Source organism: Rhizobium sp. 3T7 (assembly GCF_020166565.1).
GTDB lineage: Bacteria > Pseudomonadota > Alphaproteobacteria > Rhizobiales > Rhizobiaceae > Rhizobium.
This window is the reverse complement of sequence record NZ_JAIQXS010000008.1, coordinates 196,299-208,812: the sequence shown is the minus strand read 5'-3', so window position 1 is coordinate 208,812 and position 12,514 is coordinate 196,299. Positions and strand designations below refer to the sequence as shown.

The 12,514-nt window shown below is 59.7% G+C and carries 11 protein-coding genes; 8 read left to right on the top strand and 3 right to left on the bottom strand.

Going from position 1 to position 12,514, the window contains the following annotated elements; all coding sequences use genetic code 11:
- Position 1 precedes the first annotated feature (1 nt).
- Both K9B32_RS14430 and K9B32_RS14425 read right to left on the bottom strand, forming a co-directional pair.
- Positions 2-727: a helix-turn-helix transcriptional regulator gene (locus tag K9B32_RS14430; protein ID WP_224563183.1), complete on the bottom strand. Its 726-nt coding sequence runs from the start codon at positions 725-727 to the stop codon at positions 2-4.
- A 255-nt stretch (positions 728-982) separates the two neighbouring features.
- Positions 983-1,495, bottom strand: a complete 513-nt coding sequence (locus tag K9B32_RS14425; protein WP_224563181.1) for a TIGR00645 family protein — start codon at positions 1,493-1,495, stop codon at positions 983-985.
- A 155-nt stretch (positions 1,496-1,650) separates the two neighbouring features.
- Here K9B32_RS14425 and K9B32_RS14420 point away from each other — a divergent pair, with 155 nt between their 5' ends.
- Positions 1,651-3,330, top strand: a complete 1,680-nt coding sequence (locus tag K9B32_RS14420) for a formate--tetrahydrofolate ligase (RefSeq protein ID WP_224563180.1) — start codon at positions 1,651-1,653, stop codon at positions 3,328-3,330.
- A gap of 309 nt (positions 3,331-3,639) precedes the next feature.
- Positions 3,640-4,020: a VOC family protein gene (locus K9B32_RS14415; RefSeq protein WP_224563179.1), complete on the top strand. Its 381-nt coding sequence runs from the start codon at positions 3,640-3,642 to the stop codon at positions 4,018-4,020.
- Between the two features lie 7 nt (positions 4,021-4,027).
- On the opposite strand, the gene K9B32_RS14410 is transcribed toward K9B32_RS14415, so the two are convergent.
- The gene (locus K9B32_RS14410; RefSeq protein ID WP_224563178.1) at positions 4,028-4,879 is read right to left on the bottom strand and encodes an extensin family protein; all 852 of its coding nucleotides are present in this window, start codon (positions 4,877-4,879) and stop codon (positions 4,028-4,030) included.
- A gap of 266 nt (positions 4,880-5,145) precedes the next feature.
- On the opposite strand from K9B32_RS14410, the gene K9B32_RS14405 reads away from it, so the two are divergent.
- From K9B32_RS14405 to K9B32_RS14380, 6 genes are all read left to right on the top strand, one after another.
- Positions 5,146-7,269 (top strand): TonB-dependent receptor domain-containing protein, encoded by a 2,124-nt coding sequence (locus K9B32_RS14405; protein ID WP_224563177.1) that lies wholly within the window; start codon positions 5,146-5,148, stop codon positions 7,267-7,269.
- Between the two features lie 261 nt (positions 7,270-7,530).
- Positions 7,531-9,720, top strand: coding sequence for an anthranilate synthase (locus K9B32_RS14400; protein WP_224563176.1), 2,190 nt, complete (start codon positions 7,531-7,533; stop codon positions 9,718-9,720).
- Positions 9,721-10,064: 344 nt separating this feature from the next.
- On the top strand, positions 10,065-10,613 hold the full coding sequence (locus K9B32_RS14395) for a TIGR02117 family protein (RefSeq protein WP_318013343.1): 549 nt from the start codon (positions 10,065-10,067) through the stop codon (positions 10,611-10,613).
- Between the two features lie 170 nt (positions 10,614-10,783).
- Positions 10,784-11,020 carry a hypothetical protein gene (locus tag K9B32_RS14390; RefSeq protein ID WP_224563270.1) on the top strand — a complete coding sequence of 79 codons (237 nt, stop codon included), beginning with the start codon at positions 10,784-10,786 and terminating at the stop codon, positions 11,018-11,020.
- Positions 11,021-11,030: 10 nt separating this feature from the next.
- Entirely contained in the window at positions 11,031-11,696 is a 666-nt protein-coding gene (locus K9B32_RS14385) for a DUF2161 domain-containing phosphodiesterase (RefSeq protein WP_224563175.1), read from the top strand.
- Positions 11,697-12,054: 358 nt separating this feature from the next.
- Positions 12,055-12,513 carry a (2Fe-2S)-binding protein gene (locus K9B32_RS14380; protein ID WP_224563174.1) on the top strand — a complete coding sequence of 153 codons (459 nt, stop codon included), beginning with the start codon at positions 12,055-12,057 and terminating at the stop codon, positions 12,511-12,513.
- Position 12,514 lies beyond the last annotated feature (1 nt).

Below are 12,514 nucleotides of genomic sequence, written 5' to 3'. Positions count from 1 at the left end.
CTCAGTTGATCAGCTTCATCCGGATCGCCTTGGCGACAAGCTGCGTCCGGTTCACGCAGTCGAGCTTTTTGATGGCGCTCGTCATATAGGCGTTCACGGTGTGATCCGACAACGAGAGGATCTGGCCGATCTCGATCGACGTTTTTCCCTGTGCCGTCCAGCGGACGACCTCCCGTTCGCGGGCAGAAAGGGGCGTGTGCTCCCAAACCTTCGATTGCTTCGTGCGGTTATAGGCGTCGAGCAGATGGAGGGCCACCATCGCGAGTTCGTTGAGCTCGGTTTGTCCGAGCACCGGGCGATCGCCGGCCAGCCAGAACAGGATTCGCTCACCGTCGCGTGTATATGCGGGGACAGCAACGCCTGTCGGTATGCCGAAGTCCTGCAGAAGTTTGCTCAACTCATGCGGGAAAACGTCAGCGGAGGAGTTGTCGGAAAGGCTCCACGAGCGCGGCAGGGCCGAGTCGCCCATTCCGGTCGACAGCAAGGGAAAACGCATGATGCGGGCGCGGTCGAATTGGTTGAGGTATGCGGACGGAAGCGACGTTTCAATGAGGAGGGATTTGAGAAGAACGCTTTCAGGAGCGGGAGCAAGCATCAGCGTGACATGCCGGAAGCCATAGGCGCGCGCTACCCTGACGAGAATTTGCGCGAATTCGGCCTTGGTATGGACAGTTGAAATCTCTGTGGCCAGAGACAGCTGCCTTTCCGAGGTAGTCATGTAAGACATTAATGCGTCCCTGCTTACCTTCATTTCAGCACCATAGAATATGCAAACTGATATATTTGCTAGTGCGAAACAGCGGGGTCTGCAGCGATTAATTTCAAATGTATTACTTTAACCACAGGATCATCCTATGGTTGCGCCATCACCTATTCAAAACGCAACCCAAGGAGACGGAAGTGGCTTTCGGCGTAGCGCTCCAGGAAAATATGCAGGTTCATCGGGGAGCGCCTGCGCCTGCGCCTGCGAATCACGTCACGATCAGATCTTGTCCGTCGCCTTTGCCTTTTTCGTTAGCTGCTCGAGGAAGCCGAGCATGACCGCGGAGACGACAAATGCCAGGTGCATCGCCGTCAGCCACATGATCTTGCCGTCGGTGTATTGCTCTGCATTGAGGAAGACCTGCAGCAGATGGATCGATGAAATTGCCACGATCGACGAGGCGACCTTAATCTTGAGGCTGCCGGCATCGAGCTTGCCGATGAACGAGACATCGTCCTCGCTCTCGTCGAAGCGGCTGACAAAGTTCTCGTAACCGGAGATCATCACCATGACGATGAGGCTGGCGACCAGAGCCGCGTCAATCAGGCCAAGCATGGCCAAGATCATTTCACCCTCGTCTAGGACGAAAACGCCGCCCGCGACCTTCAGGAACTTGTAGCCGAAGGAAACAGCATAAACAGCGAGCGCGAGGGAAAGGCCGATATAGAAGGCCACGAGTATCCAACGGCTCGAAAGGATGATGCGCTCGACAATGAGTTCGAGTGATTTCATGTCTTGTCCTGCCACGTCTAGAATCGATGTCCGACTGATAACGGCTTGGATGAGCGTTGGGCAACCAGCGCACTATTCACAGTCGCGGCATATTTCGCTATCCCGTTGAAATAAACGTGGCGCCGATCGAGCGCACAGGCCAGTGGGGAAACGGGATGGCAGCCTACAAATCCGACATCGAGATTGCGCGCGCGGCGGAGAAAAGACCGATCTTCGAGATCGGTGCAAAGCTCGGCATTCCGGCCGAGCAACTGGCGCCTTACGGGCATGACAAGGCCAAGCTCAGCGCGCAATTCATTGCGGCACAGGCAGAGAGGCCTGATGGCAGGTTAATCCTCGTCACGGCAATCAATCCGACACCCGCAGGCGAGGGCAAGACGACGACGACCGTCGGCCTCGGCGATGGGTTGAACCGGATCGGCAAGAAGGCGATCGTCTGCATCCGTGAGGCTTCGCTCGGACCATGCTTCGGGGTCAAGGGCGGCGCTGCCGGTGGCGGCTATGCGCAAGTCATTCCGATGGAAGACATCAACCTGCATTTCACCGGCGATTTCCATGCAATCACCTCGGCCCACAATCTGCTCGCGGCGATGATCGACAATCACATCTATTGGGGCAACGAGCAGGATATCGATCTCAGGCGCGTCACGTGGCGGCGCGTGATGGACATGAACGACAGGGCGCTGCGCGAGATGGTCTCCTCGCTGGGCGGGGTCGCCAACGGCTTTCCCAGGCAGAACGGCTTCGACATCACGGTCGCCTCCGAGGTGATGGCCATTCTTTGCCTCGCCACGGACCTCAAGGATCTGGAGGAGCGCCTCGGCAACATCATCGTCGGCTACCGGCGTGACAAGACGGCCGTCTATGCCCGCGACCTGAAGGCCGATGGGGCTATGGCGGTTCTCCTGAAGGATGCCTTGCAGCCGAACCTTGTCCAGACGCTGGAAAACAATCCGGCCTTCGTCCATGGCGGCCCGTTCGCCAATATCGCGCATGGCTGCAACTCGGTGATCGCCACGAAGACGGCGCTGAAGCTCGGCGACTATGTCGTGACGGAAGCGGGTTTCGGCGCCGATCTCGGGGCCGAAAAATTCTTCGACATCAAATGCCGAAAGGCGGGACTGAAACCGGATGCCGCCGTTATTGTCGCGACGGTGCGCGCACTCAAGATGAATGGCGGCGTGAAGAAGAACGATCTCGGAACGGAGAATGTCGCCGCGCTGAAGAAGGGCTGCTCCAACCTCGGCCGCCATGTCGCCAACGTTCGCAAATTCGGCGTTCCCGTCGTCGTCGCCATCAATCATTTTGTCTCGGATACGGATGCGGAAATCGCAGCCGTGAAAGAGTATGTCTCGCGCCTCGGGGCCGAGGCGATCCTCTGCCGGCACTGGGCCGAGGGGTCTGCCGGCATCGAGGAACTCGCCTATAAGGTGGTCGAGCTTGCGGAATCGGGACAGTCGAGATTCGAGCCGCTCTATGCCGACGATGTCTCCCTGTTCGAGAAGATCGAGATCGTGGCCTCGAAGATTTACCACGCAGGCGAGGTGACCGCTGACAAGGCGGTGAGGGACCAGTTGCTTGCCTGGGAGGAGCAGGGCTACGGGCACCTGCCGGTCTGCATGGCCAAGACGCAATACTCCTTTTCGACCGATCCGAACCTGCGGGGCGCGCCGGAAGGACATATCGTGTCGGTCCGCGAAGTCCGCCTCTCGGCAGGCGCCGGCTTCGTGGTGGCCATCACCGGCGAGATCATGACCATGCCTGGTTTGCCAAGATCGCCCTCTGCGGAGCGGATTTACCTCAATGATCAGGGCTATATCGAGGGCTTGTTCTGATCGGGCGTTGAGAAACCAAATCAAAGGGCTCGGATCTTGATCGAGCGCTGGTGTCTGGGCCCCCGACTTTGTGGCATTTGCCAGGCAGGGGGCTTGCTGTCGCTACCGCTCAGGTGTTAAGTCCAAGGCGTCGAAAAAGGCAGGGCCGGATATGGTAAGCACGGCCCCTTCCGCAAGGAAGCTCTGATCCGCACCACTCTTCCAGTGCATGTGAGAACCCGCGACGAGAAACGGCGCATCCCGCGCCGCTCTCGGCGGATTCAATGCGCGTTATACGTCGTTCCGCCGGGCAACCCGAAGGAATGAACAATGCGAATGAACCATATTGATATCCACGTGCCCGATGTCGCTGCCACTGCCGCATTTCTCGTCCGGCATTTCGGCTTGTATCTGCTCGAGATGCGAGGTGCGAGCGGCCTTGCGATCCTTGGCGACGATGCCGGCCTTGAAATCGTGGTCAGCCACCCGAACGAAAAGTTCGGTAGCGGCCATCAGCAGGCGCTTTACCTCGTCACCTATCACCTCGGCTTCATCCAGACCGAGCAAAGCAACGTTGACCGGCTTTATAGCGCGTTGAAGGAAAGCGACGCCGAACTCGTCGGTGAGCCGCGCGAGATGCGCGGTGGATATTTCTTTTATTGCATGGCGCCGGGGCGCGTGCTGATCGAGGTCGGATGGCGCGCGGAATGACCCGCCGCTAGTGACAGTAGCGATATCCTCCGTTCCGCTCCAACACGTCGAGGTGGAAGTGCGTTTCGTGGGCTGCGTCACTTTCGGGGTCCAGCACCGTCGTGAAGTAGAGGCAGCCGGCGGCGCTGATCGTCCGCTGGAAGGCTCCGATCAGCGTTGAATCCTCCCTGCGCGGCTGAACGGCGATGTCCTTGCCTTTTTCGAAACTGAAGCTTGCAATGTCGATCGCATTGCCGCGCGCGTGCTCGGAAACCTTGCCGGTGTCCGCGCCGTTGCGCAGGCGGCAGATATAGGACGAAGCCTGATTGACGGCGACGATGCGGCCCTGATCCATCGCGGCGGCGCTTGCCGCCGGGATGACGCTCTCCTTGATCCAGCGGGCGAGGGCTAGGGCGACAGGACAGCGAAACACCGCCTCGGGCTTCAATTTTATTCCCGGCAAAGCCTCGGAAACCTTGATCGGTTTGTCGATTCCGCAGCCGTTGCCATCATCGATACGCGGGATGTCCTTGAAGACAACGCCGAGGACCTGAAGCTCCCGCTCACATTCCGAATGCTCGGCGTCGCTCTCTGCGGCAATCGTCAGATGCTGCTCCTCCAGCGTCTGCTGCGACGGAAGTTTCGGTCCCTGCTTTTCCGGTACGCCAGAAGAGTTGGGAGGCCCCTGCTTGACCGGCGGCACCTCGGTCTTGCCGCTTTCGGGTTTCGGTTCAGGTATCGGGGGAAGTTGCGGGATGGGCGCCGCCGTATTGGATTCACCTGGACGGGCCGCCGGGAAAGGGCCCGTGTCCGGCAGGCGTGCGCTGGTCAAAAGCCCAATGCAGCTCAGTGCCGCTAAAATTACGATGATATTCTTCACGCATCCACCCGTTGTATGTTGAACCGGGGAGGAGAACGTACGGATGCGGTTTTCGTTGCAATTTCGCAACGTTGATCTCTATGGTGAAAATATGATTTATTAAATCAAGATAACCGCCTCTCGATATATTGACAATTAAACTCATGTTTTTTATGCGGCAGAAAGAAGGCGAAAACCTTCGCCAGAAAGCCTAGCCAGCCCATCGAAAACGCAGCCGCGTCACGACCAGCCAGCCCGGTGGATATTTTTCTCAAGGGGTTGATTTCATGATCGTCCGGCACTTTCGCTCGGTTCTACTCGCCTGCACGGCACTTGCTTTTGTTTTGCCTTCCGCCATTGCTTTTGCGCAAAGCGCGCCTTCGACTGCCCAGACGGCCGAAGAGCAGCAGGCCAAGAGCGAGGGCGATACCTTCCTCTCGCCAATCATCGTGAAGGGTAGCCGGCAGGCGGCCAATGATCCCTATACCAAGCCGGGTCCTTCAAGCACGGTCACCGCGGACCAGATCAACCTCCAGGCGGGGCAAGGTACGGATGATCTGCTGCGCAGCGTTCCGGGAACGTCGACGGCCAACAATCCCCAGAACCCCGGCGTAGCCGTAAACATTCGCGGCTTCGAGGGCTCCGGCCGCGTCAACATGTCGATCGACGGCGTTCGCCAGAATTTCCGCTTCACCGGTCATGAGGCGCAAGGATTTACCTACGTGGATCCGGCGTTCCTGGCAGGCATCGACGTGACCCGCGGTGCCGTCATCGGTATCGGCGGCGGTGCGCTGGCCGGGACAGTCAATTTCCGAACCTACGAGATCGATGATCTGATCCAGGGCGACAAGAACTACGGTGGCATCGTCTCCGCGACGGTTGGAACCAACGAACTTGGTTGGTCCGAGTCGGCCATTGGCGCCTATCGGTTCAACGATGTCTTTGCCGTCCTCGGCGGTATCAGCAAGAGCGATCCGGGCAACTACGAAAACGGCGACGGCGTTACCGTGCCTTTCACCGAGCAGGATCTGCTTTCCGGCATGCTGAAGGCGGAGATTACGCCGAACGCGGAAAACACGATCAAACTCGGCGGCATCACCTACGACAACGACTTCTTCGCCAATTCCTATTTCCAGAACGTGAAGAACAAGACGTTTGCCGCGAGCTACGCCTATACGCCCGGCGACAACGAGCTGATCGATTTCAAGACGGACTTTTATTACAACCGCCTTGAGATGAAATATGACACGAACGCCACGGGCGGCGGTGCGGCCGCCGGTCGCCGGATTACCGATACCGGGATTGGCTTCGACGTCTCCAACACCTCCAGGTTCGACATCGGCGACGTTGCTGTCGTCACCAACTATGGTGTCGAGTACTTCCACGACGATTACGATGTGGTCAACAGCCGGACGCAGCCCTCGGGTGGCGTCAACGGCGACGGCAAGAGCGGCATCCTTGGTGTCTTCGACACGACGACATTCACCTACGGCATGGCGGACCTGACGCTTGGCCTGCGCTACGATCATTTCAATATTGACGGTTCGGGGTCGGTTGTCGCAGGCAACCCGCTCGGTATGACGGCCGGCGCATATACCGTCGACAAGTCCGATGGACGCCTGAACCCCAGTGTCACCTTTGCGCTCAATCCGACTGATTGGTTCCAGCCGTATGTGACATATGCACAAACCCAGCGGGCGCCGACCATCAACGAAACCTTTGCTGGCGGATCGCATCCAGGCGCTACCGGCCAGAACTTCTTCCCCAACCCCTTCCTCGAGCCGGAAACCTCCAAGGGCTGGGAAATCGGCGCCAACGTCAAGTTTGATGGCATACTGGATGCGGGCGACAGCTTCCGCCTCAAGGCCAACTATTTCAACGACCGTATCGACAACTACATCACGGGTGCGTTTGCAGGGGGCGGCAGGCAGACCTTCTTCATCAACAATCCCGGTACGTCGAAAGTCGACGGCATAGAAATCCAGGCCGCGTATGACGCGGGCTTCGTCTTCGGGGAGCTTGCCTATACCCATACCAATACGGACCTGCCTGCGCAGATCAATGGCTTCGGTGTGCAGAGCTACCTGCCTGAAAACATCTTCAGCGCCACTCTCGGCGGCCGCTTCCTTGAAGATCAGCGGCTGACTGTCGGTACGCGCCTCTTTGCTGCCGGACAGGCCGACATCGGGCAAATCAACGCAACGAATGCCGGACGCCCGCGGTTCATGAGCGGCTATGGCGTCGTCGACCTCTTTGCGAATTACCAGTGGGAGAACGGCCTGGAGCTGACGGCGAGCGTGACAAACGTCTTCGACAAGACCTACACGCCGGCTTCCAGCACGATCCAGACCACGACAATCGACACCGGTCGCGGTCGTACCTTCATGGTGACAGCGAAAGCCAAATTCTGAACGATGGCTTAATGATGCGTAGGGCGGCCATGTGCCGCCCTTCTTCATTCGCCGGATTCGGCTCTTGCGCTTGGTCCGATCTCACGCTAACAATTTCGCCCATGAACATGTCCTTGAACATTGCAGTTTGGTGGTGGGCTCGCTGAGGCGGCCTCGACCAATCGTGTCCAAAGACGACGAGTGAGCCGCCCGGAAAACGCCAGGCGGCTTTTTTGCTTTTTAAGGCTGCCTGTCATCCGGGCCCGATAACGGAGTGGAACAATGATAACGATCCTTCGGGATGACGGAGCGGAAATTTACGAGACGCGGGGCGGCATCACCGTCACCCGGCAGCGGCGGGCGATCCCTTATGCCGATGCAGTCTCTTCCTATGTCGACAAGCTCGACGAGCGACGTGGCGCCGTCTTCTCCTCGAACTACGAATATCCGGGCCGCTATACCCGTTGGGACACTGCTGTCGTCGACCCGCCGCTGGGGATTTCCTGCCATGGCCGTGAGGTCTGGATCGAGGCCTACAATGAGCGCGGCGAGGTGATCCTCTCCTTTATCACGGAGCGCCTCAAGACGATCTCAGATCTCGTGCTCGGCGCCAACACCGCGCGCCGCCTCGACTTGACGGTGAAGACGCCGGAGCGCGCCTTTACTGAGGAGGAGCGCTCGAAGATCCCGACCGTGTTCACCGTGCTGCGCGCCATCACCGATCTCTTCTATTCGCAGGCGGATGCCAACCTCGGCTTTTATGGCGCCTTCGGCTACGACCTTGCTTTCCAGTTCGACGCGATCAATCTGAAGCTGACGCGTCCGAGCGACCAGCGCGACATGGTGCTCTACCTGCCGGACGAAATCCTCGTCGTCGACAACTACTCGGCCAAGGCCTGGATCGACCGCTACGACTTCGAAAAGGGCGGGCTTTCGACCGAGGGCAAGGCTGGCGACATTCCGGCTGAACCGTTCCAGCGCACGGACGCCATTCCGCCGAAGAGTGACCATCGCCCCGGCGAGTATGCCGACCTCGTCGTCAAGGCCAAGGAAAGCTTCCGCAAGGGCGATCTCTTCGAAGTGGTGCCCGGCCAAAAGTTCATGGAGCGCTGCGACAGCAAGCCCTCCGACATTTCCAAGCGGCTGAAGGCGATCAATCCGTCGCCCTACTCCTTCTTCATCAATCTCGGCAACCAGGAATATCTGGTCGGCGCCTCGCCTGAAATGTTCGTGCGTGTGTCCGGCCGCCGCATCGAGACCTGCCCGATATCGGGCACGATCAAGCGCGGCGACGATCCGATCGCCGACAGCGAACAGATCCTGAAGCTGTTGAATTCCAAGAAAGACGAGTCGGAGCTCACCATGTGCTCGGACGTCGACCGCAACGACAAGAGCCGTGTCTGCGAGCCGGGTTCGGTGAAGGTCATCGGCCGCCGTCAGATCGAGATGTATTCGCGTCTGATCCACACTGTCGACCACATCGAGGGCCGGCTGCGCGACGACATGGATGCCTTTGACGGCTTTCTGTCTCACGCCTGGGCCGTGACGGTCACCGGCGCACCGAAGCTGTGGGCGATGCGCTTCATCGAAAGCCATGAGAAGAGCCCGCGCGCCTGGTACGGCGGCGCTATCGGCATGGTCGGCTTCAACGGCGACATGAACACCGGCCTGACGCTGCGCACCGTGCGCATCAAGGACGGGATTGCCGAAGTCAGGGCAGGGGCGACCTTGCTCAACGATTCCGATCCACGCGAAGAAGAAGCCGAAACCGAACTGAAGGCCTCCGCCATGCTTTCCGCCATCCGCGATGCCAAGGCCGGCAACTCCGGCAAGGTCAGCCGCGACGTCGCTGCCGTCGGCAAGGGCGTCAAGATCCTGCTCGTTGATCACGAGGACAGTTTTGTCCACACGCTTGCCAACTACTTCCGCCAGACAGGCGCCACCGTTTCGACGGTGCGCACGCCAGTGCCGGACGAAATCTTCGATAGGCTGGATCCGGATCTGGTCGTCTTGTCGCCAGGTCCAGGCAATCCGAAGGATTTCGACTGCAAGGCGACGATCAAGAAGGCGCGGGCGCGCAACCTGCCGATCTTCGGCGTCTGCCTCGGATTGCAGGCGCTGGCAGAAGCCTATGGCGGCGAACTGCGGCATCTGGCGCTGCCGATGCATGGCAAACCGTCGCGCATCCGCGTGCTGGAGCCGGGCATCGTGTTCTCGGGCCTCGGCAAGGAGGTGACGGTCGGGCGCTATCACTCGATCTTTGCCGATCCATCGACGCTGCCGCGTGATTTCATCATCACGGCGGAAAGCGAAGACGGCACGATCATGGGCATCGAGCACGAGAAGGAACCGATTGCGGCCGTGCAGTTCCACCCGGAATCGATCATGACGCTTGGCGGCGATGCCGGCATGCGGATGATCGAGAACGTCGTCGCGCATCTGTCCCGCAAGGCAAAGACCAAGGCGGCCTGAGATGAGGCGTCAGGCGAGGCCGTCTCGGCCTCCTTCGAGATAATCGAAGGCATGGCCCCTGTTGTGGGCCATGCCTTCGGACCTGCGGAAAATTCCCGTGCGATCTCAAGAGTTTCTACTCCAAATTGCCACAATGGCTGTTAAGCATCCATTGCTCTCTCAGTGATGGATGGCTGCGTGCTCCTGAAGATCCTGAAGTCATTCGCGATCGTCATCGTGCCAATCGCTACGGCAACTGCGGCCGGCATCGTTTTGCCAAGGCCGATCTGGCGTGACGATCCGACGCCGGGAGACGTCCGCCCCGCATCCTCGTTCTCAGCAATCCGATCCACACCGACATCGCCGTGCCGGCTGACGCCGATATTCTTGCGCGGTTCGGCTTCCTTCGTGACGGCGCGCTTGATCTGGACGACCCGAACCTTCGCTACATCATCTTCGGATGGGGAGGCCGGTCATTTTATACGGAAACACCGACCTGGGCAGACCTGAAGGCGATGCCGGTCTTCAAGAGCTTCAGCCTCGACAATTCCGTGATGCATGTTTCGCTGGCCGGCGACATTCCGCTCGACCACCCGAGCGTCATGGCGGTCGATGTCGGCGAGGAAGGGTACAGGCGCCTGCTCGCCTTCGTTCTCGGCAGTTTCACGGAGCAGGTCGACAAGCCGATGCCGCTGGCCGGATTCTCGTATGGCAAGAACGATGCCTTCTTTGAAGCTGAGGGCTATTTCAATGCCTTCTTGGGGTGCAACACCTGGACTGCCGCGGCGTTGCGTCAGGCTGGTCTCGTGTCCGGATGGTGGACAGCGCTGCCGTGGATGCTCAGAGCTTCCCTGTGGCTCCACAATGATCAGGCCGTATTTGCTGACGAAGCCGCCTCCGGCAATCTGGCGTGAACTGCGATCTTGCGTGGCCGCCGCATTGGCAGCTTTCGTCGCCGCCCTCTTGGTCTCGCATCGGTTTGGCAGGGTGCAGTTCGGACACCAGCGACAAGGACCGGCAGAGTCTGATTGACATCCTGCAACAAATCAGAACATTTCCGGAACGATGAATGAGGAATAACGTCGTGGCCAATGCTGAGAAGTTTATCGTGCTCCCGTACCGCAAGAACCGGAGCAATCTGGTGCCGGGCGAGATGCGCCAGGCATCGAACGCTGTCAGCGCCGAGAAGATTGCGACCTCCATGGCCTCGCGTTTCGTCGGTGTTGCGGCCTATGCCGTGATGGTCGACGAGGAGACCGGCGATATGTCGTCGCCGCGGCTGCTTGTCAAGCACGGCGAGATTGCCGACATCAATTCCTGAAACAGTCTCGATGGAAACCTCGCTCTATCTGCCGGTCAAAGGCTTTCTGGAAGCGGCGGGCTATGTCGTTAAAGGTGAGATCGGCGGATGCGATCTCGTCGGCCTGAGCGAGGGAGAGCCGTCCGTCGTCGTGGTGTGTGAGCTGAAACTCAGCTTCAATCTCGAGCTTGTGCTGCAGGCAGTCGATCGAGCGGCAATGAGCGATGAAGTGTGGATCGCCGCCCGCGTTTCCGCCAAGGGGCGAGGGCGCGAGGCCGACAAGCGCTATCGCGATCTGTGCCGCCGGCTGGGGATCGGCATGCTCGGCGTCTCCGATGCCGGCGAGGTCAGCGTTATCGTCAGCTCCGTCTCGCCGATGCCCCGCACCAATCCGAAGCGCCGGTCGCGGCTCGTCAAGGAACATCAGCGCCGGCGCGGCGATCCGGTCGTCGGCGGTGGCTCGCGTGCACCGATCATGACGGCCTATCGCCAGCGTGCCCTGATCTGCGCCGCGGCACTCCAGCAGGGGCTCGTGCGGCCACGCGACATGAAGGCGCTGGCGCCGGATGCTGGCAAGATCCTGCTCGGCAATGTCTACGGCTGGTTCGAGCGTCGGGAGAAGGGCATCTATGCGTTGACGCCAACGGGCGAAGCCGCGCTCCTTCGCTGGCCGCAAGCCATCAGTGTGGTAGCTTAAAGCCGTTGCGCATCGGCGCCTCGATCATTGCGAGCCCTGCAAACTGACGCTTGACCAGCCACGGTCAGCCCAAATTAGGGTCGCCGCTTGGCCGCGGCGACACGCGTTTCGTCGTCGCGCATCTACGCAAGACAAAGAACAAGCGACCTAAAAGGCCGAACAATCGGAGCCGCGGTTGCCCCGCATACGGCGCCCTATTCTTGCCTAAAGAGATAAACGAGATCGGAACCCAGTAACGCAACCTTTATCGGTAGGGGCGTGGTCAAGCGTCCGTGATCGCCCTAGCTTAGCCGTCGTGAAGAATGCTGCGCAGCTCGCTGGGGCCGCAATGGGTCCAGCCAACCCCCGAGGCTCGACGATGGTTACGTTCACGCTCAATGGACAGACGAAGACTTTCGACGGCGATCCGGACACGCCGCTACTTTGGGTTATCCGCGATTTCGAGAGGCTCACAGGCACGAAATACGGCTGCGGCGTTGCCCAGTGCGGTGCCTGTACGGTGCATATGGACGGCTTCACGCGCCGCTCCTGCATCACGCCGATCTCGACGGCGGAAGGCTCCGAGATTTTCACGATCGAAGGGGTCGAGGGCAAGGAAGCGGAGGCTGTGAAAGCGGCCTGGATCGCGATCGACGTGCCGCAATGCGGATACTGTCAATCGGGCCAGATCATGTCGGCCGTCTCGCTCTTGCAGAACACCCCGAAGCCCACCGACGACGATATCGACGGTGCGATGACCGGAAATATCTGTCGATGCGCCACCTACCATCGCATACGGGCGGCAATCCACAGCGCCGCCGCTTCGATGGAGGGTTGAG